Source organism: Marinobacterium lutimaris, from assembly GCF_900108065.1.
GTDB classification, from domain to species: domain Bacteria; phylum Pseudomonadota; class Gammaproteobacteria; order Pseudomonadales; family Balneatricaceae; genus Marinobacterium_D; species Marinobacterium_D lutimaris.
In genome coordinates, this window is sequence record NZ_FNVQ01000004.1 from 404,217 (window position 1) to 418,668 (window position 14,452).

Sequence of the window (14,452 nt, forward strand, 5' to 3'; positions counted from 1 at the left end):
CCAGCCCTTGAGGGGTGGCCGGTGATTCGGCTCCCAGGCGGAGGTCAGACAACCAATACCGGTATTTTTGACATGCCCACCACTTTCTGCGAGACACTGCCCACCAGGAAGGTCTCGGCATCGCCAAGCCCCCGGCTGCCCATAATAATCAGCTCAACCTTGTTCTTCTCAGCAAATTCCACGATGGTTTTCGCGGTATGGCCGCTTTTCACGAACGCCCTAACCCCGGGGCAGCCCTGTTCGATGGCGTACTTGCGAAAGCTTTCCGCCACTTCCCGGGAGTAACTCTGCATCAGGTCATCCATATGTTCGGGCTCGCGTGGACGCACCATCGACATGGAAGCCTCGCGCAGACTGTGATGCCGATAGACCGACAGAATCATCAGCTCTGCGTCGTGGATCTTCTGCATTTCGACCGCCACCTTCAGCGCTTCGAAAGCACCGTCCGATCCATCGACCGGCAGGAGTATGCGTTTAAACACTTCGCCTCCTTACTATTTTTCGAACGCAAGATCCCTCAGGAAAAGCGCAATATCAGGGAAGAAGATCAGCGCTACAGCCACCGCCAGCAGGATAATGACGAACGGCGGTGTGCCACGGATTACCTCGATATAAGGGCGTTTAAACACCGCCATGGCGGTAAATATGTCACAGCCAAAGGGTGGCGTTGCCGAGCCTATCGCCACCTGCAGCGTGATGATGGTACCCACCAGCACCGGGTCCAGACCCACCGATTCCACCACCGGCGCAAAGATCGGCACCAGGATCAGAATCACCACGATCGGGTCAACAAACATGCAGCCGACAAAGAAGGCGATGGAGATCACAAACAGCACGCCGATGGCGCTCATATCGGCCACGCCGACCGCCGACAGGATCTCCTGCGGAATCCGCGCGAAAGAGATCACCCAGGAGAACGCCGCGCCGGCACCCACCAGGATAAACACCACACCGGTGATCAGACCGGTGGACTTGGCGGTATCCCAGACATCCTTGACGCTGATGGCGCGGAATACGACGACCTCAAGAATCAGTGCATAGAGCACGCAGACCGCCGCCGCTTCGGTGGGGCTGAAGATACCGCCGTAGATACCGCCAACGATGATCACCGGGAAACCCAGCGGCCAGACCGCCTGTTTCACCGCCCCCAGGCGCTCACCCCAGCTGGCTTTTGGCTCGGTGGGCACATTGTGAATGGTGGCGTAGATCATGCTGTAGATGGAGAACAGCACCAGGATCAGCAGGCCCGGGCCGATACCGGCGATGAAGAGTTCGGAGATGGAGGTGTTGGATACCACGCCGTAGATGATCATGCCGATACTCGGCGGAATCAGGAAGGCGATATCACTGGCGTTGACGATCAGCGCCAGCACAAAGTTGTCCTTGTAACCCGCCTTGAGCATGCGTGGTCGCAGCGGCGAACCCACCGCCACTACCGTGGCCTGGGTCGAGCCGGAAACCGCACCGAACAGGGTACAGGCCGTCGCGGTACTGACCGCCAGGCCGCCTTTGATATGGCCAACAAAGCTCATCACCATATCGATCAACCGGTTGGCGGAGTGACCGCGGGTCATGATATCCGCGGCAAAGATAAACATCGGCACGGCGATCAGCGATGCCGGGCGTATACCGGCCATGAACTGCTGCACCATGAAGTCCATTTTACCGACCCCGTTAAAGAGGTCGTAAAAGCCGATGAAAGCGCCGATGATCAGCGGGATCATCATCGGGAAACCCAGCAACAACAGGATGATCATTGCCAGAAAGATGGTAGCTGCCATGATCGAGTCTCCCTACCTATAGCTCAACTTCGGTGTCGTCATATCCCTCAAGCACCTTGGTCGAGAGGTAGATATCTTTCTGCATCAGGTTTTTCACCGCTGTCAGCGCGTATTGCACCCCGGTAACGAAGAAACCCACCGGCACCCAGAGGTAGATCCAGTAAACCGGAATCTGCAGCGATGGCAGCACCCGGCCGGAGCTGGCCACCTTGTCGATGTAGAGAACCGAGAAATAACAGAGTGCGAACAGACACAGGGAGGAGATGATAGCGATCACGACCATGAACACCTTGCGCACCGATGGCGGCAACGCATCGTAGATCGCCGACATGCGGATATGGCGGCCATGTCGGGCGGCATAACCTATGCCGGCAAAGGTGATCAGGATGATCAGGATTCGGTTCACCTCTTCGCTGAAGAAAAGGCTCTCGCCGAAGGCAAAACGACCGATCACATTGGCGATGGTATTCACCGCCATCAGGATCACACTCAGCGCCAGCCCCCAGGCTTCCAGGCGGCTGATGCATGAATCGATGATGCCGAGAATACCGGGCAGGTCGGACGAGTGTTCGTTATCCGCTGGTTTGTCAGCCATACCAGCCCTCCTTGGTAATCAATACCCTGGACATTGCCTTGCTCTCCAAAACAGTTCCTCAGCAGCTCCGTCTCGGGCTCTGCAAAGGGTTCTGAACAAAGAGTTTCAAACTGCTGGTTTGAAACTGCCGGTTTGAAACCAAAAGGGCCGACCGCCCGGCCGGCCCTTTGGTCACACGCAGCTCCCTGTTACTGGGTAACTGCTTCGAGATCGGCTTTCAGCTGATCGAGGATCGCCTTGCCGCTATCACCGGTCATTTCAATGAACTTCGCCTCTACCTGCGTAGCCGCGGCCTTGAACGGCGCCCGCTGCTCTTCGGTCAGCACGCTGACGTTCATTTCCGGCTTGGCTTCCTTGATCTTGGCGATGGAATCCTCATCCAGCCCCTGCTGGTAATCGAGGATGTATTCGAACGCCACATCGGTGGCGTCCTGAATCACTTTCTGGTCCGCTTCGCCGAGGCCGTCATAGAAATCCTTGTTGGCCATGACCGCGGTGGTGAAGTTGCTGTGACCCGCGTAGGTGATGTAGTCGGTCACCTCATACATCTTGGTGGATTCGATAAAGAAGGCCGGGTTTTCCTGGCCCTGGATGATGTTGGTCTGCAGGCCGCCATACACCTCACCCCAGGGCAGAGGAGTCGGGGTGGCGCCAAACGCCTTGTAGGTTTCGACCAGCAGCGGGTTGGTCATTACACGCACCTTGACGCCATCCAGGTCTGCGGGGCTGGTGACCGGCTCCTGGGTGGTCATCGCCACCGCCCCCTCAGGGAACATGGTCAGCAGCTCAAGACCGTGCTGGGCGTAAAGCTCCTTGAAGTCCTCGTTGATCGCCTTGCTGGTGCGGAAAAACTCGTTCAGCTGCTCCGGGTCGTTCGGCAGCAGGTAGGGTACGAAGAAAACCTGGGCTTCCGGAATCAGCGCGCCGGTGAAACCCGGTGACTGGTCAACAAACTGCAGAATGCCGGCCTGGGCCTGCTCCATGATGTCTGCCGATTCCCCCAGAGTACCGTAGGGAAAGAGTTCCAATTCATGGTCGGAATTTTTCTCGATCTCCTCCTTGAACTTGGTCGCGTACATACCCTGTACATCGGTAAGCGCCTCCTCAAAGGCGTAGCGCCAGGTGTCAGCCTGGGCGGCGCCGGTGGTCATCACCATACCCGCAATCACGCCGGCCAGAACTTTCGGAGTGAGTGTTTTCTTCATCTGATATCCCTCTGCTGGAAGTTATTTTTCGGATTGCAGTGCGCGAAAAACAGCGTCTGCAGGCTGCCAAGAGCACGACCCCCTTATCCGCACAGTTACATTCAACATACAACCTAGAAACAGATTTGCAACCGAGATGTATACATTCAATCGAATTCGTACTAGAAATACCCCTTAAAGGCAGCATTTCTTAGCACCTGAAAATGTTATTTGTGTACATCTCAAACCGTCAACGCGATAGGGAGACGCCAAGTGAAACCAAGTCGTCGTCGTTTTGAAGCGGGTGAATACCTGGCCCGCCAGGCTAAAACCCGTAAATCAATGATAGACCAGGGAATCGACGTGCTGGTGATCGCCGACCCATCCAACATCTGTTGGCTCACCGGATATGACGCCTGGTCCTTCTATGTTTATCAGTGTGTGGTGATCAGTGCCGACAGTGAACTGTTCTGGTTCGGCCGCGGTATCGATGCACCTTCCGCACAGATCACCACCAACCTGCCCGACGACGACATCATCGCCTACCCGGACCACTACGTTCAGTCGGCGGAGGTTCACCCCACCGAGTACCTGGCGCAGATTCTCAAGCAGCGCCAGCTGGATACCGGCGTCATCGGCGGCGAGATGGACAACTACTATCAGACCTACCGCGGTATGCATCTGCTGATCCAGTGCCTGCCCGACGCCAGCTTCACCGATGCCACGGCGCTGGTTAACTGGCAGCGGGCGATCAAGTCACCGCAAGAGATCGAGTACATGCGTCGCGCCGGCTCGGTGATCGAAGAGGTTTACAAGCGGGTGCTCGACGTGGCCGAACCCGGCCTGCGCAAGAATGACCTGGTGGCGGAGATTCTTCACGCCAGTACCCGTGGCACACCGGATATCTACGGCGACTACGCGGCGATACAGCCATTGCTGGCGTCAGGACCGGAAGCGGCCGCCTGTCACCTGACCTGGGATGACACCCCCATCGAGAACAACACCGGCATGTGCCTGGAGCTGGCCGGTGTGCATAACCGCTACCACTGCCCGGTGAGCCGCACCCTTCACTTCGGCAAGCCATCACAGAAATACCTGGATATCGAGGCGGTGATCCTCGATGCCATCGACATGGTTCAGGAGATGTTCCGCCCCGGCACCACCTGCGGAGAGGTTGCCACAGCGTTCACCCAGCATATCCGCAAACATGGCTATGAGAAGGACAACCGCTGCGGCTACTCCATCGGCCTGAGCTACCCGCCCGACTGGGGCGAGCGCACCATGAGCCTGCGTGATATCGATGACACCGTGCTGGAGGAAGGGATGTGCTTCCACTTCATGCCCGGCATGTGGTTTGACGACTGGGGCTTCGAGATCACCGAGAGCATGACAGTCACCCCTGAGGGCGGCCTGATGCTTTCCCAGGTTCCACGCAAGCTGTTCGTCAAATAGCGACGCGGCAGCTGATTTACCGCATCCGATTTCTGGAGCTGATTTATGCGTAACAACCCGATCACGCCAACCATCGATTTCGACAAGGACGGGATTCAGCACGGCTTTCTGCGCCTGCCCTACTCCCGCAACGATTCCGCCTGGGGCGCAGTGATGATTCCGGTCACCCAGTTCAAAAACGGTGATGGCCCCACGGCGCTGATGACCGGCGGCAACCACGGCGATGAATACGAGGGGCCGATCGCCCTGTACAACTTTGCCAACCGCACCGATATCGAAAGCTTTCACGGCCGCGTTATCGTTGTGCCGGCGATGAACTTTCCCGCGTTTCAGGCCGCCACCCGGGTCTCCCCGGTGGATCAGCTGAACCTGAACCGCATCTTCCCCGGCCGCCCCGATGGCAGCCTGTCAGAGGTGATCGCGGACTACTTCTCGCGCACCCTGGTGCCGATGGCCGATTACGTGCTGGATATCCACTCCGGCGGCAAAACCCTGGACTTCGTGCCCTTTGCCGCCTCGCATATTCTCGACGACAAGCAGCAGCAGGCCGCCTGTGAAGAAGCCGCGAGGGCATTCGGCGCACCCCACTATCTGCAGATGCTGGAGATCGATGCCGCCGGGCTCTATGACACCATGGTGGAGGAAGCCGGCAAGGTGTTTGTCACCACCGAGCTCGGTGGCGGCGGCACCAGCTCGCCCTATACGGTGGAGATCGCCCGCCGCGGTGTGGATAACTTTCTGATCCATGCCGGGATACTCAACGCTGATCCGCAGATGCCCAAGCACGATAGCGTCAGCCTCGATATGCCGGACTTCCGCTCCTTCATCTTCTGCGAGCACGCGGGCCTCGTAGAGCCCTGCGTGGCGTTGGGCGATATCGTCCATGAGGGCGACCTGGTCGCGCGTATCCACAGTACGGAGCGCACCTCGCCGGAACTACCGGCGGAATATCGCGCGCCCCGCGATGGCATGGTGATCTGTCGCCATGTACCGTCGCTGATCAAGATCGGCGACTGCCTTAACGTGATCGCAGAAGTCGTTTAATCCTTTTCTAATTCAAACAGTTATCAGCACTTAAACAGCCCGGGAGAAACTCTCTCCCGGGCGCCCTGCAAAAAAGAGAGTTTCTCCTCCAGACAGCCCGATTTCAGAAAACCCCTCGCCGGTTTCTGACCCACAATGAACCCATCGTCTTCTCCACCGAAAACACCGGACGGAGAGCGCCGCCAGAGAACACCTACCTGGCGAACACCCTTGGGAGGACATTCATCATGCTGTCAGTCAAAAAACGCCACGAACGCGACGCCCTGCTCGATCGATTGAACGACCCGACGCTGTTCCGCGAGTTTGCCTACGTGGACGGCGAATGGCGCTCCGGTGACGGCGACGCCAAGATCGATGTCTCCAACCCGGCCGATGGCAGCTGGATCGGCTCCGTCGCCAGCCTCAGCGCCGAACAGAGCCGCACCGCCGTGCAGGTAGCGCACAAGGCGTTCGGCGACTGGTCGATGATGCTGCCCCAGGATCGCAGCCGCATCCTGCGCCGCTGGTACGACCTGCTGCTGGAGAACAAAGAGGATCTGGCGCTGCTGATGACCGTGGAACAGGGCAAGCCCCTGTCCGAATCCCGCGGCGAGATCGAATATGCCGCGGGTTTTCTCGAGTACTACGCCGAAGAGGGCAAGCGCCTCAATATCGAGAGCGTCATGTCCCACCTGGTTCATGCCGAGGTAGAACTCTGGCGCGAACCAGTGGGCGTGGCGGCACTGATCACCCCCTGGAACTTCCCCTCCGCCATGCTGACCCGCAAGGCCGGCGCGGCGATGGCGGCCGGTTGCACCGTGGTGGCTCATCCCTCCTGGGAAACGCCTTTCTCGGCGCTGGCCCTGGCAGAGCTGGCGGAGCGTGCCGGCGTACCGGCCGGTGTGTTTAACGTGGTCACCGGCGAAGCGCCCACAGTCGTCAAACCCTGGACCGAGATGACTGAAGTGCGCGCCCTGTCATTCACCGGTTCCACCGAGATCGGCAAGCTGCTCTATCGCCAGAGCGCCGATACAGTGAAGCGCCTGGTGCTGGAACTGGGCGGCCATGCGCCTTTTCTGGTGTTCGCCGATGCGGACCTGGAACACGCCGTGGACTGCGCCATCGACGCCAAGTTCGCCACCTCGGGGCAGGACTGCCTGGCCGCCAACCGCATCCTGGTGGAACGCCCCATCTATGAAGAGTTCTGCCAACGCTTTGCCGAAAAAACCGCCGCACTCACCGTAGGCGCCGGCATCGACGATCCGGTGATCGGCCCGCTGATGAATGACAAGGCGGTGGCCAAGCAGCAGGAGCATGTCAGCGACGCGCTGGAAAAAGGCGCCCGCCTGCTCACCGGCGGCAAGGTGCATAAGGCCGGTCCGCTGTTCTTTGAACCCACCGTACTGGCGGATGTGCCCACCGGCGCGAAGATCTTCCATGAGGAGACCTTCGGCCCGGTGGCCGCCATCGCCCCGTTCGACACCGAAGCGGAAGCGATCGGCCGCGCCAATGACACCGAATACGGCCTGGTCAGTTACGTTCATACCGAAAGCGCCCATCGTATCTACCGTCTTACCAAGGCGTTGCAGTACGGCATGGTCGCGGTAAACCGCACCAAGGTCACCGGTGCACCCATCCCCTTCGGCGGGATGAAACAGTCCGGTATCGGCCGTGAAGGCGCGCGCCAGGGCATTGAAGCATTTACTGAAATTAAATATGTCTGCCGGGACTTTTAAGGGCCGGATTACTACTGGAGGTAGCTATGACTGATATCAACACACTGGAAAGCTGGGATCGCGAAAACTTTTTCCACCCCTCCACACATCTGGCCGGCTTTGCCCGCGGTGATCTGCCCAACCGTGTCGTCACCGGCGGTAAGGGTGTCTACATCGATGATATGAACGGCAACACCCTGCTCGACGCCTTTGCCGGCCTTTACTGCGTCAACGTCGGCTATGGTCAGCAGAAGGTGATCGATGCGATCAGCAAGCAGGCTAACGAACTGGCTTACTACCACGCCTACGTGGGCCACGGCACCGAAGCGTCGATCACCCTGTCGAAAATGATCCTCGACCGCGCACCGGCGCATATGTCCAAGGTCTACTTCGGCCTGTCCGGCTCAGACGCCAACGAGACCAACGTCAAGCTGGTCTGGTACTACAACAACGTGCTGGGTCGCCCGCAGAAGAAAAAGATCATCTCCCGCTGGCGCGGTTACCACGGCTCCGGCCTGGTTACCGGTTCGCTGACCGGTCTGCATCTTTTCCACAAACAGTTCGACCTGCCGCTGAGCCAGGTTGTCCACACCGAGGCGCCCTACTACTACGGTCGCCAGGACGACAATATGAGCGAAGAGGAGTTCTCCGCTCACTGCGCCAACGAACTGGAAAAGCTGATTGAAGCGGAAGGCGCGGATACCATCGCCGCCTTTATCGGCGAACCGGCGCTCGGTACCGGTGGCCTGATTCCGCCGCCGAAGGGCTACTGGGAAGCGATCCAGAAGGTGCTGAACAAGTACGACATCCTTCTGATCGCCGATGAAGTGGTCACCGGTTTCGGCCGTCTGGGCACCATGTTCGGCTCCGAGCATTACGGACTGAAGCCGGACATCATCACCATCGCCAAGGGCCTGACCTCTGCCTACGCGCCGCTGTCCGGTTCCATCGTCGCCGACAAGGTGTGGAAAGTACTGGAACAGGGTACCGACGAGTTCGGCGCCTTCGGTCACGGCTGGACCTACTCCGCGCATCCGATCGGTGCCGCTGCCGGTGTCGCCAACCTGGAGCTGGTGGACGAGCTGAACCTGGTGGCTAACGCCGGTGAAACCGGCGCCTACTTCAAGCAAGCGCTGATCGAAGCGGTCGGCAGCCACAAAAACGTGGGCCAGGTACGCGGCGAAGGCCTGCTGGTGGCTGTGGAATTTGTCGAAGACAAGGCCCGCCGCAAGCGCTTCGACAACGTTGGCGCACTCGGCGGCAAACTGGCTGCTGCACTGCTGGCCCGCGGCGTGATCTCCCGCGCCATGCCACAGGGCGATATCCTCGGCTTTGCGCCGCCGCTCTGCATCAGCAAGGAGGAGTGCGACAAGGTGGTCTCCGCCCTGCACAGTGCCATCGAGGAAGTTCTCGGTTAAGCTGACTGCTAATACACCCAAGGGGGCACACTGTGCCCCCTTTTTTGTGCCTCTCATGCTGCCAACAGCACGAGTGTTTGCTATCCCCAGGCTGCTAAACAGGAGACACCATGCTTATCCCGCTGATCGCCGATATCGATGCCGAGGAGCTTGAGCTCTGGCTGCAAAGCCTGAACCGGGTACTGCCCGATCAGCAGGTGATCACTTCCGAAGCGATCGACGATGAGCAGGCAGCGAGCATAGAGTTCGCCATCGTCGCCAACCCGACACCTTCGGAGCTGCGCCGTTTTCCGAACCTGAAATGGGTGCAGAGCCTCTGGGCGGGGGTGGAAAAGATGGTATCCATGCCGGAGCTGGCCGAGATCCCCATCGTGCGCATGCAGGACCCGGAACTGGCGCGAATCATGGCCGAGGGTGTACTGACCTGGACACTCTACCTGCACCGGCAGATCCCCACTTACCTGCGTCAGCAGCAACAGCACCACTGGAAACAGCATATCTACCAGCCGCCGTCACAGACGCGCGTGGGCGTGCTCGGCACCGGCAACCTGGGCCTGGCCGCCATCGAGACGCTGCTCGCCAACGGATTTAAGGTTTGCGCCTGGAGCCGCAGCCCGAAGCAGATCGACAACGTGGAGCATTTCGCCGGCAGTGAAGGCCTGGATGCGATGCTGCCTCAGTGCGATATTGTCATCGCCCTGCTGCCACTGACTGACGCCACCCGCTTGCTGATGAACGACCAGCGCCTGTCACAGCTCAAGCCCGGCGCCAGCATCATCAACTTTGCCCGCGCACCGATCTTCGATTACGACGCCCTGTTACGCCACCTCGATGCGGGACATCTGGAACACGCCGTGCTCGATGTATTCAACCAGGAGCCGCTGCCGCAGGATAATCCGCTCTGGGAGCATCCGGCGGTCAGCGTTCTGCCGCATATTTCCGGCCCCACCGATATCACCAGCGCCAGCGAAATCGTGCGCCAGAACGTCAGTGCCTACCTGATGCATGGCAGCATTCCCGAGACGGTGGATTACCAGCGAGGCTATTAGGCTGAAACACCGCTGGCATGACTGCTCAGAGGTAAAATTTGACTCCCTGGCCAGCCGGGAACAGCGCTAGAATAGGCGCCAACTTTTAACCCACACGTTTTTCGAGGTGTGTATGCCCAAGGCATCCGAACTCAAGCGTAACCAGGTCGTCGATATCGACGGCAAACTGATGGTCGTCCAGCAGATCGACGTCCGTAGCCCCACTGCCCGTGGCGCATCCACGCTGTACCGCGTACGTTTCAGCCTGCTGCCCGGTGGCGGCAAACATGAAGCTACCTACACCGGCGACGATATCCTCAAGGATGTTGCCCTGGAACGCCGCACCGCGTCTTACCTCTACCGTGAAGACAACCTCTACTACTTCATGGATGCCGAGGATTACAGCCAGTACGGCATCGACGCCAGCGCTATCGAAGGCCAGGTGCCTTTCCTGATCGAAAACATGGAAGGGATCATGGTTTCCCTGGTGGACGGTCAGGCGATCTCTATCCAGCTGCCGGCGATTGTGGTGATGGAAATCGTTGAAACCGTACCGGGTATGAAAGCGGCCAGCGCTACCGGTCGCACCAAGGCGGCGAAATTCGCCAACGGCCTGGAGATTCAGGTACCTGAATACCTGGAAGCCGGCGAAAAGGTGAAGATCAACACCGAAACCGGTAAGTTCAGCTCCCGCGCCTGATCCGCACCCAGTCGCCCATCCCAGCATGGGCGACGCTCCCCTTTTCTACCCGCTTCCTGAGCACTCTTCAGCAGAATATCTAACCCTTTTACCCGCGCTCCACCTATCCTCAACCGATACCCTTAAATCAACGCTAAAACTGACGACAAAAATGTTACTTTTCCGGTAAGGCTGTCTCGGTTCGTCTACACTGAAACCACCGATAGCGGCCTGGTAATCCGAAGCGGAGCCCCCCTGAGGAAATAATAACGAATGCTGAGACGCTTACAGGAGCTCAGGCAAAGCCATCCTCTATCCCTGAAGATTCTCGCCAGCATTCTGCTGGCCAGCAGCCTGTTTGCCGCGCTGGTCGCTGTCGCCCAGCTCTACGTCGGCTTCAAGGACGAGCTGAATCAGCTGGATGCACGACTGGCAGATGCCGAACCGACCTTTATTCTGTCCCTTCAGGATGCCGTCTGGCGCCTGGACGAAGAGCTTATTACCTACAATCTGACGTCTATCCAGCGCCTTCCCTACATCGCCCAGGCTTCACTGAAAACGCCAGAAGGCAGCAGCTACAGCGCCGGCGAGGCGCAGGGCTCTCAGCACATCACAAGAAAAACTTATCCACTGCAGCAAAACACTCCGGACGGCGCTATCCCGCTGGGACAACTGACACTGCAGATCGATCGCTCAGCCGCCTATGACAACCTGCAGCGAGAGGCCCTGCTGATCGTGGCTTTACAGGCGCTGAAAACGCTGATCGTCTCGGCGCTGATTCTACTGATTCTGCATCGCCTGCTGTTCCGCCACCTGCTCAAACTGCGCCACAGCGCCAGCCAGATCACCCTCAGCACTCCGGCGCAGGCGTTCGTCTATGATCGCTCCCAGGCGCAGAGAGACGATGAGCTGGACCAGATCCGTAACGCCCTTAACGCCATGCGCCAGCGCTTTATCGAAGACGCCGAACGGCTCAAGACCATTAGCACCGAGCACCGGCGCCTGGCCCTGGCAGCCAATACCGGCAGCGCTGCACTGCTGATCTTCAATGCCGACCAGCAGCCCCAGTATGCCAACAACCCCTTTAAGCAGCTGCTCGGTGTAGAGCCCTGGGAAGAGGTGGACAGCCAGACCCTGAAACAGCTTGGCGAGCGTATCGCTCCCGAGCAGGGAGGATTGCGCGGCGTTATCAAAAACACTCGCAGCACCGAAGAGTGGGAAAAGGAACTGTTCTGGCCCTACGATGAAGCACGCCCCGCCTGGATCAATATCCGCTGCCGGCGCTTCAGGGATCAGGGAGAGGAGCTCTTCATTTTCTTCGCCATCGATATCACCGAACAGCGCGAGGCCCGAGCCCGGGAACGCCACCTGCTTGAACATGATCTACTCACCGGTCTGCCCAATCGCGAGCTGGCCCTGGCGAGTATCGATGAACAACTGATCGAGGATAACAACCTGGCGGTATTGGCGATCTCCATCCAGTCCTACGCCGAGGTCCTGGAGTCCCTGGGGCTGCAGTATGCCGATCAGCTGTTACTGGAGGTGTGCAGTATCATCGAGGAGAACCTGCCCAGCGGCGCCCTGCTCGCCCGCACCACCGGTAATGAACTGCTCTGCGCCCTGCCGCTTGAGGAAGACGACCAGCGCGGCGGTATCGAACGCCTGGCGAGCAACCTGCTGAAAACATTCAACACTCCACTCTGGCTGCGAAAAGAGCAGATCAACGCCAACCTGAACATCGGCATCGCCCTGGCACCGGATGATGGCGACAACGGTAACCAGTTGATGCGACACGCCCTGGCTGCGCTCTACCAGTCAAAACGCGGTGGCGACCGCAGCTTCCGCTTCTTCAAGCCGGAGATGAGTGAAGCACTGGCGCGACGCCTGCGCATCTCTACCCTGCTCAAAAGCGGACAGATACTGGAAGAGCTGGATGTCTATTACCAGCCGGTGGTCCAGTCTGATAGCGGTGAGATCAGCGGCTGCGAAGCCCTGGCCCGCTGGCATAACGAGGAGCTCGGCTGGATCTCACCGGAGGAGTTTATCGGCGAGGCGGAACGCCTGAACCTGATCGGAGAGATCGGTGAACTGATTCTGCAACGCGCCTGCATCCAGGCCAGCGAATGGCTCTACCGAAAGCCGGACTTCGTCATCAACGTCAATGTATCACCGCTGCAGATGGCTGACAGCGGCTTTCTCCGGGTGGTCAACAACGCGCTGCAGCTCTCGGGGCTGCCCAGTAAAGCCCTGAAACTTGAAGTCACCGAACAGCTGTTGCTGAGTGGTAACGACCTGATCCAGAACAAGCTGCAGCAGCTGACCGACAAAGGGATCTCACTGGTGATCGACGACTTCGGCAGCGGCTACGCCTCGATGAACTATCTGTGCCGCTTCCCGTTCCAGGCGTTGAAGATCGATAAGAGCTTTATCCTCAATATGCATGACGACGATCGCACTCTCAGGCTGGTAGAGGCCACCATCAACCTGGCCCACACTCTGGGCCTGGCGGTGGTCGCCGAGGGTGTCGAAACAGCCCGCCATGCCGAATCACTGCGCGAGATGCAGTGCGAGCTGCTGCAGGGCTACCATTTCGCTCGCCCCATGCCAGCAGAACAGTTCAGCCGAATGCTGGATACCCGGGAGTCACTCATATGCGAATACTCTCAGCGCTCCTGATCAGCCTTGCACTGCTTCTGCCACGCCCGGCCTGGAGTGCAGATCAGACGACCCTGGTGCGCTATGCCACTGACGGGTTGATTGATTACCCGCTCGCCCTGCTAGAGAAAAGCCTGCAGGCCTCAGAGGAGAAGTACGGCCCTTACAGGCTGCAAAGGTCCGATATGTCCCCTTCCCAGGGGCGTGTGCGTCAACTGGTCACGGATGGGGCACTGCTGGACGTCATGTTTGTCATGTCCAGCGAGGAGGTCGAGTCGGAAATGCTCGTGGTCCCCTTTCCGCTGATGCGCGGCCTGCTCGGTTACCGGGTGATGATGACCACCCCGGAGAATCTGGCCGCCCTGGAAGCGGTCAAGTCACTGGAAGATTTACAGCCGTACGTTGCCATCCAGGGCGGCGACTGGGCGGACACCGATATACTGCGAGCCAACCAGCTGTCCGTTATTACCACATCGGACATGGTAAGCATGATGCGAATGCTAAAAGCGGGTCGTGTCGACTACTTCCCCCGCGGTGTGGCCGAGATCTGGGAAGAGCTGAAACTGCCACTCGCCGAAGGTCTGGTCGCAAATAAAAAAGTGGTCCTGCGCTACACAGGCCCCTATTACATAGCGGTATCAAAACGCAGACCTCTGCTCCAGGAGCGCATCCTCTACGGGCTGATGCAACTGCACGAAAGCGGCGAGTTCGAACGTTTTCTGCGCCAGCGTCCGGAGATGAGCAGGGCACTGAGTTTTCTCGAACACAGCGACTACCAGATTATCGACCTGACCTCCCCGTTTACGCTTCCGTCGATCCAAAAGGTTCCCAGTGAACTCTGGTACCAACCGGCACTCGAAAAATCGCGATAACAGGTGCCGGCGCCATCGATCACCGGCTGACCGAACAAGGAGAAAAAAAT

The 14,452-nt window shown here is 58.9% G+C and carries 12 protein-coding genes; 8 read left to right on the forward strand and 4 right to left on the reverse strand.

Annotation, left to right across the window (positions count from 1 at the left end):
* Positions 1-44: 44 nt before the first annotated feature.
* The 4 genes from C4S72_RS18975 to C4S72_RS18990 form a co-directional block, all read right to left on the reverse strand.
* Entirely contained in the window at positions 45-482 is a 438-nt protein-coding gene (locus C4S72_RS18975) for a universal stress protein (RefSeq protein ID WP_104004743.1), read from the reverse strand.
* A 12-nt stretch (positions 483-494) separates the two neighbouring features.
* Positions 495-1,781, reverse strand: a complete 1,287-nt coding sequence (locus C4S72_RS18980; RefSeq protein ID WP_104004744.1) for a TRAP transporter large permease — start codon at positions 1,779-1,781, stop codon at positions 495-497.
* A 16-nt stretch (positions 1,782-1,797) separates the two neighbouring features.
* On the reverse strand, positions 1,798-2,376 hold the full coding sequence (locus C4S72_RS18985) for a TRAP transporter small permease (RefSeq protein WP_104004745.1): 579 nt from the start codon (positions 2,374-2,376) through the stop codon (positions 1,798-1,800).
* A 188-nt stretch (positions 2,377-2,564) separates the two neighbouring features.
* Complete coding sequence (locus tag C4S72_RS18990; RefSeq protein WP_104004746.1) at positions 2,565-3,581, reverse strand: TRAP transporter substrate-binding protein; 1,017 nt, start codon at positions 3,579-3,581, stop codon at positions 2,565-2,567.
* A gap of 252 nt (positions 3,582-3,833) precedes the next feature.
* Here C4S72_RS18990 and C4S72_RS18995 point away from each other — a divergent pair, with 252 nt between their 5' ends.
* The 8 genes from C4S72_RS18995 to C4S72_RS19030 all read left to right on the forward strand — a co-directional run bounded on the left by C4S72_RS18995 (position 3,834) and on the right by C4S72_RS19030 (position 14,402).
* Entirely contained in the window at positions 3,834-5,012 is a 1,179-nt protein-coding gene (locus tag C4S72_RS18995) for a M24 family metallopeptidase (RefSeq protein ID WP_104004747.1), read from the forward strand.
* A gap of 45 nt (positions 5,013-5,057) precedes the next feature.
* Positions 5,058-6,056 (forward strand): N(2)-acetyl-L-2,4-diaminobutanoate deacetylase DoeB, encoded by a 999-nt coding sequence (gene doeB / locus C4S72_RS19000; protein WP_104004748.1) that lies wholly within the window; start codon positions 5,058-5,060, stop codon positions 6,054-6,056.
* A 227-nt stretch (positions 6,057-6,283) separates the two neighbouring features.
* Positions 6,284-7,771, forward strand: a complete 1,488-nt coding sequence (locus C4S72_RS19005) for an NAD-dependent succinate-semialdehyde dehydrogenase (RefSeq protein ID WP_104004749.1) — start codon at positions 6,284-6,286, stop codon at positions 7,769-7,771.
* 26 nt (positions 7,772-7,797) lie between these two features.
* The gene (locus C4S72_RS19010) at positions 7,798-9,168 is read left to right on the forward strand and encodes an aspartate aminotransferase family protein (RefSeq protein ID WP_104004750.1); all 1,371 of its coding nucleotides are present in this window, start codon (positions 7,798-7,800) and stop codon (positions 9,166-9,168) included.
* Between the two features lie 110 nt (positions 9,169-9,278).
* Complete coding sequence (locus C4S72_RS19015) at positions 9,279-10,217, forward strand: 2-hydroxyacid dehydrogenase (RefSeq protein WP_104004751.1); 939 nt, start codon at positions 9,279-9,281, stop codon at positions 10,215-10,217.
* A gap of 112 nt (positions 10,218-10,329) precedes the next feature.
* Complete coding sequence (gene efpL, locus C4S72_RS19020) at positions 10,330-10,896, forward strand: elongation factor P-like protein EfpL (protein WP_104004752.1); 567 nt, start codon at positions 10,330-10,332, stop codon at positions 10,894-10,896.
* Between the two features lie 252 nt (positions 10,897-11,148).
* Positions 11,149-13,551 (forward strand): bifunctional diguanylate cyclase/phosphodiesterase, encoded by a 2,403-nt coding sequence (locus C4S72_RS19025; RefSeq protein WP_104004753.1) that lies wholly within the window; start codon positions 11,149-11,151, stop codon positions 13,549-13,551.
* The gene (locus C4S72_RS19030; RefSeq protein WP_104004754.1) at positions 13,527-14,402 is read left to right on the forward strand and encodes a type 2 periplasmic-binding domain-containing protein; all 876 of its coding nucleotides are present in this window, start codon (positions 13,527-13,529) and stop codon (positions 14,400-14,402) included. Before C4S72_RS19025 ends, C4S72_RS19030 begins: the two co-directional genes overlap by 25 nt.
* The last annotated feature ends 50 nt before the right edge of the window (positions 14,403-14,452 follow it).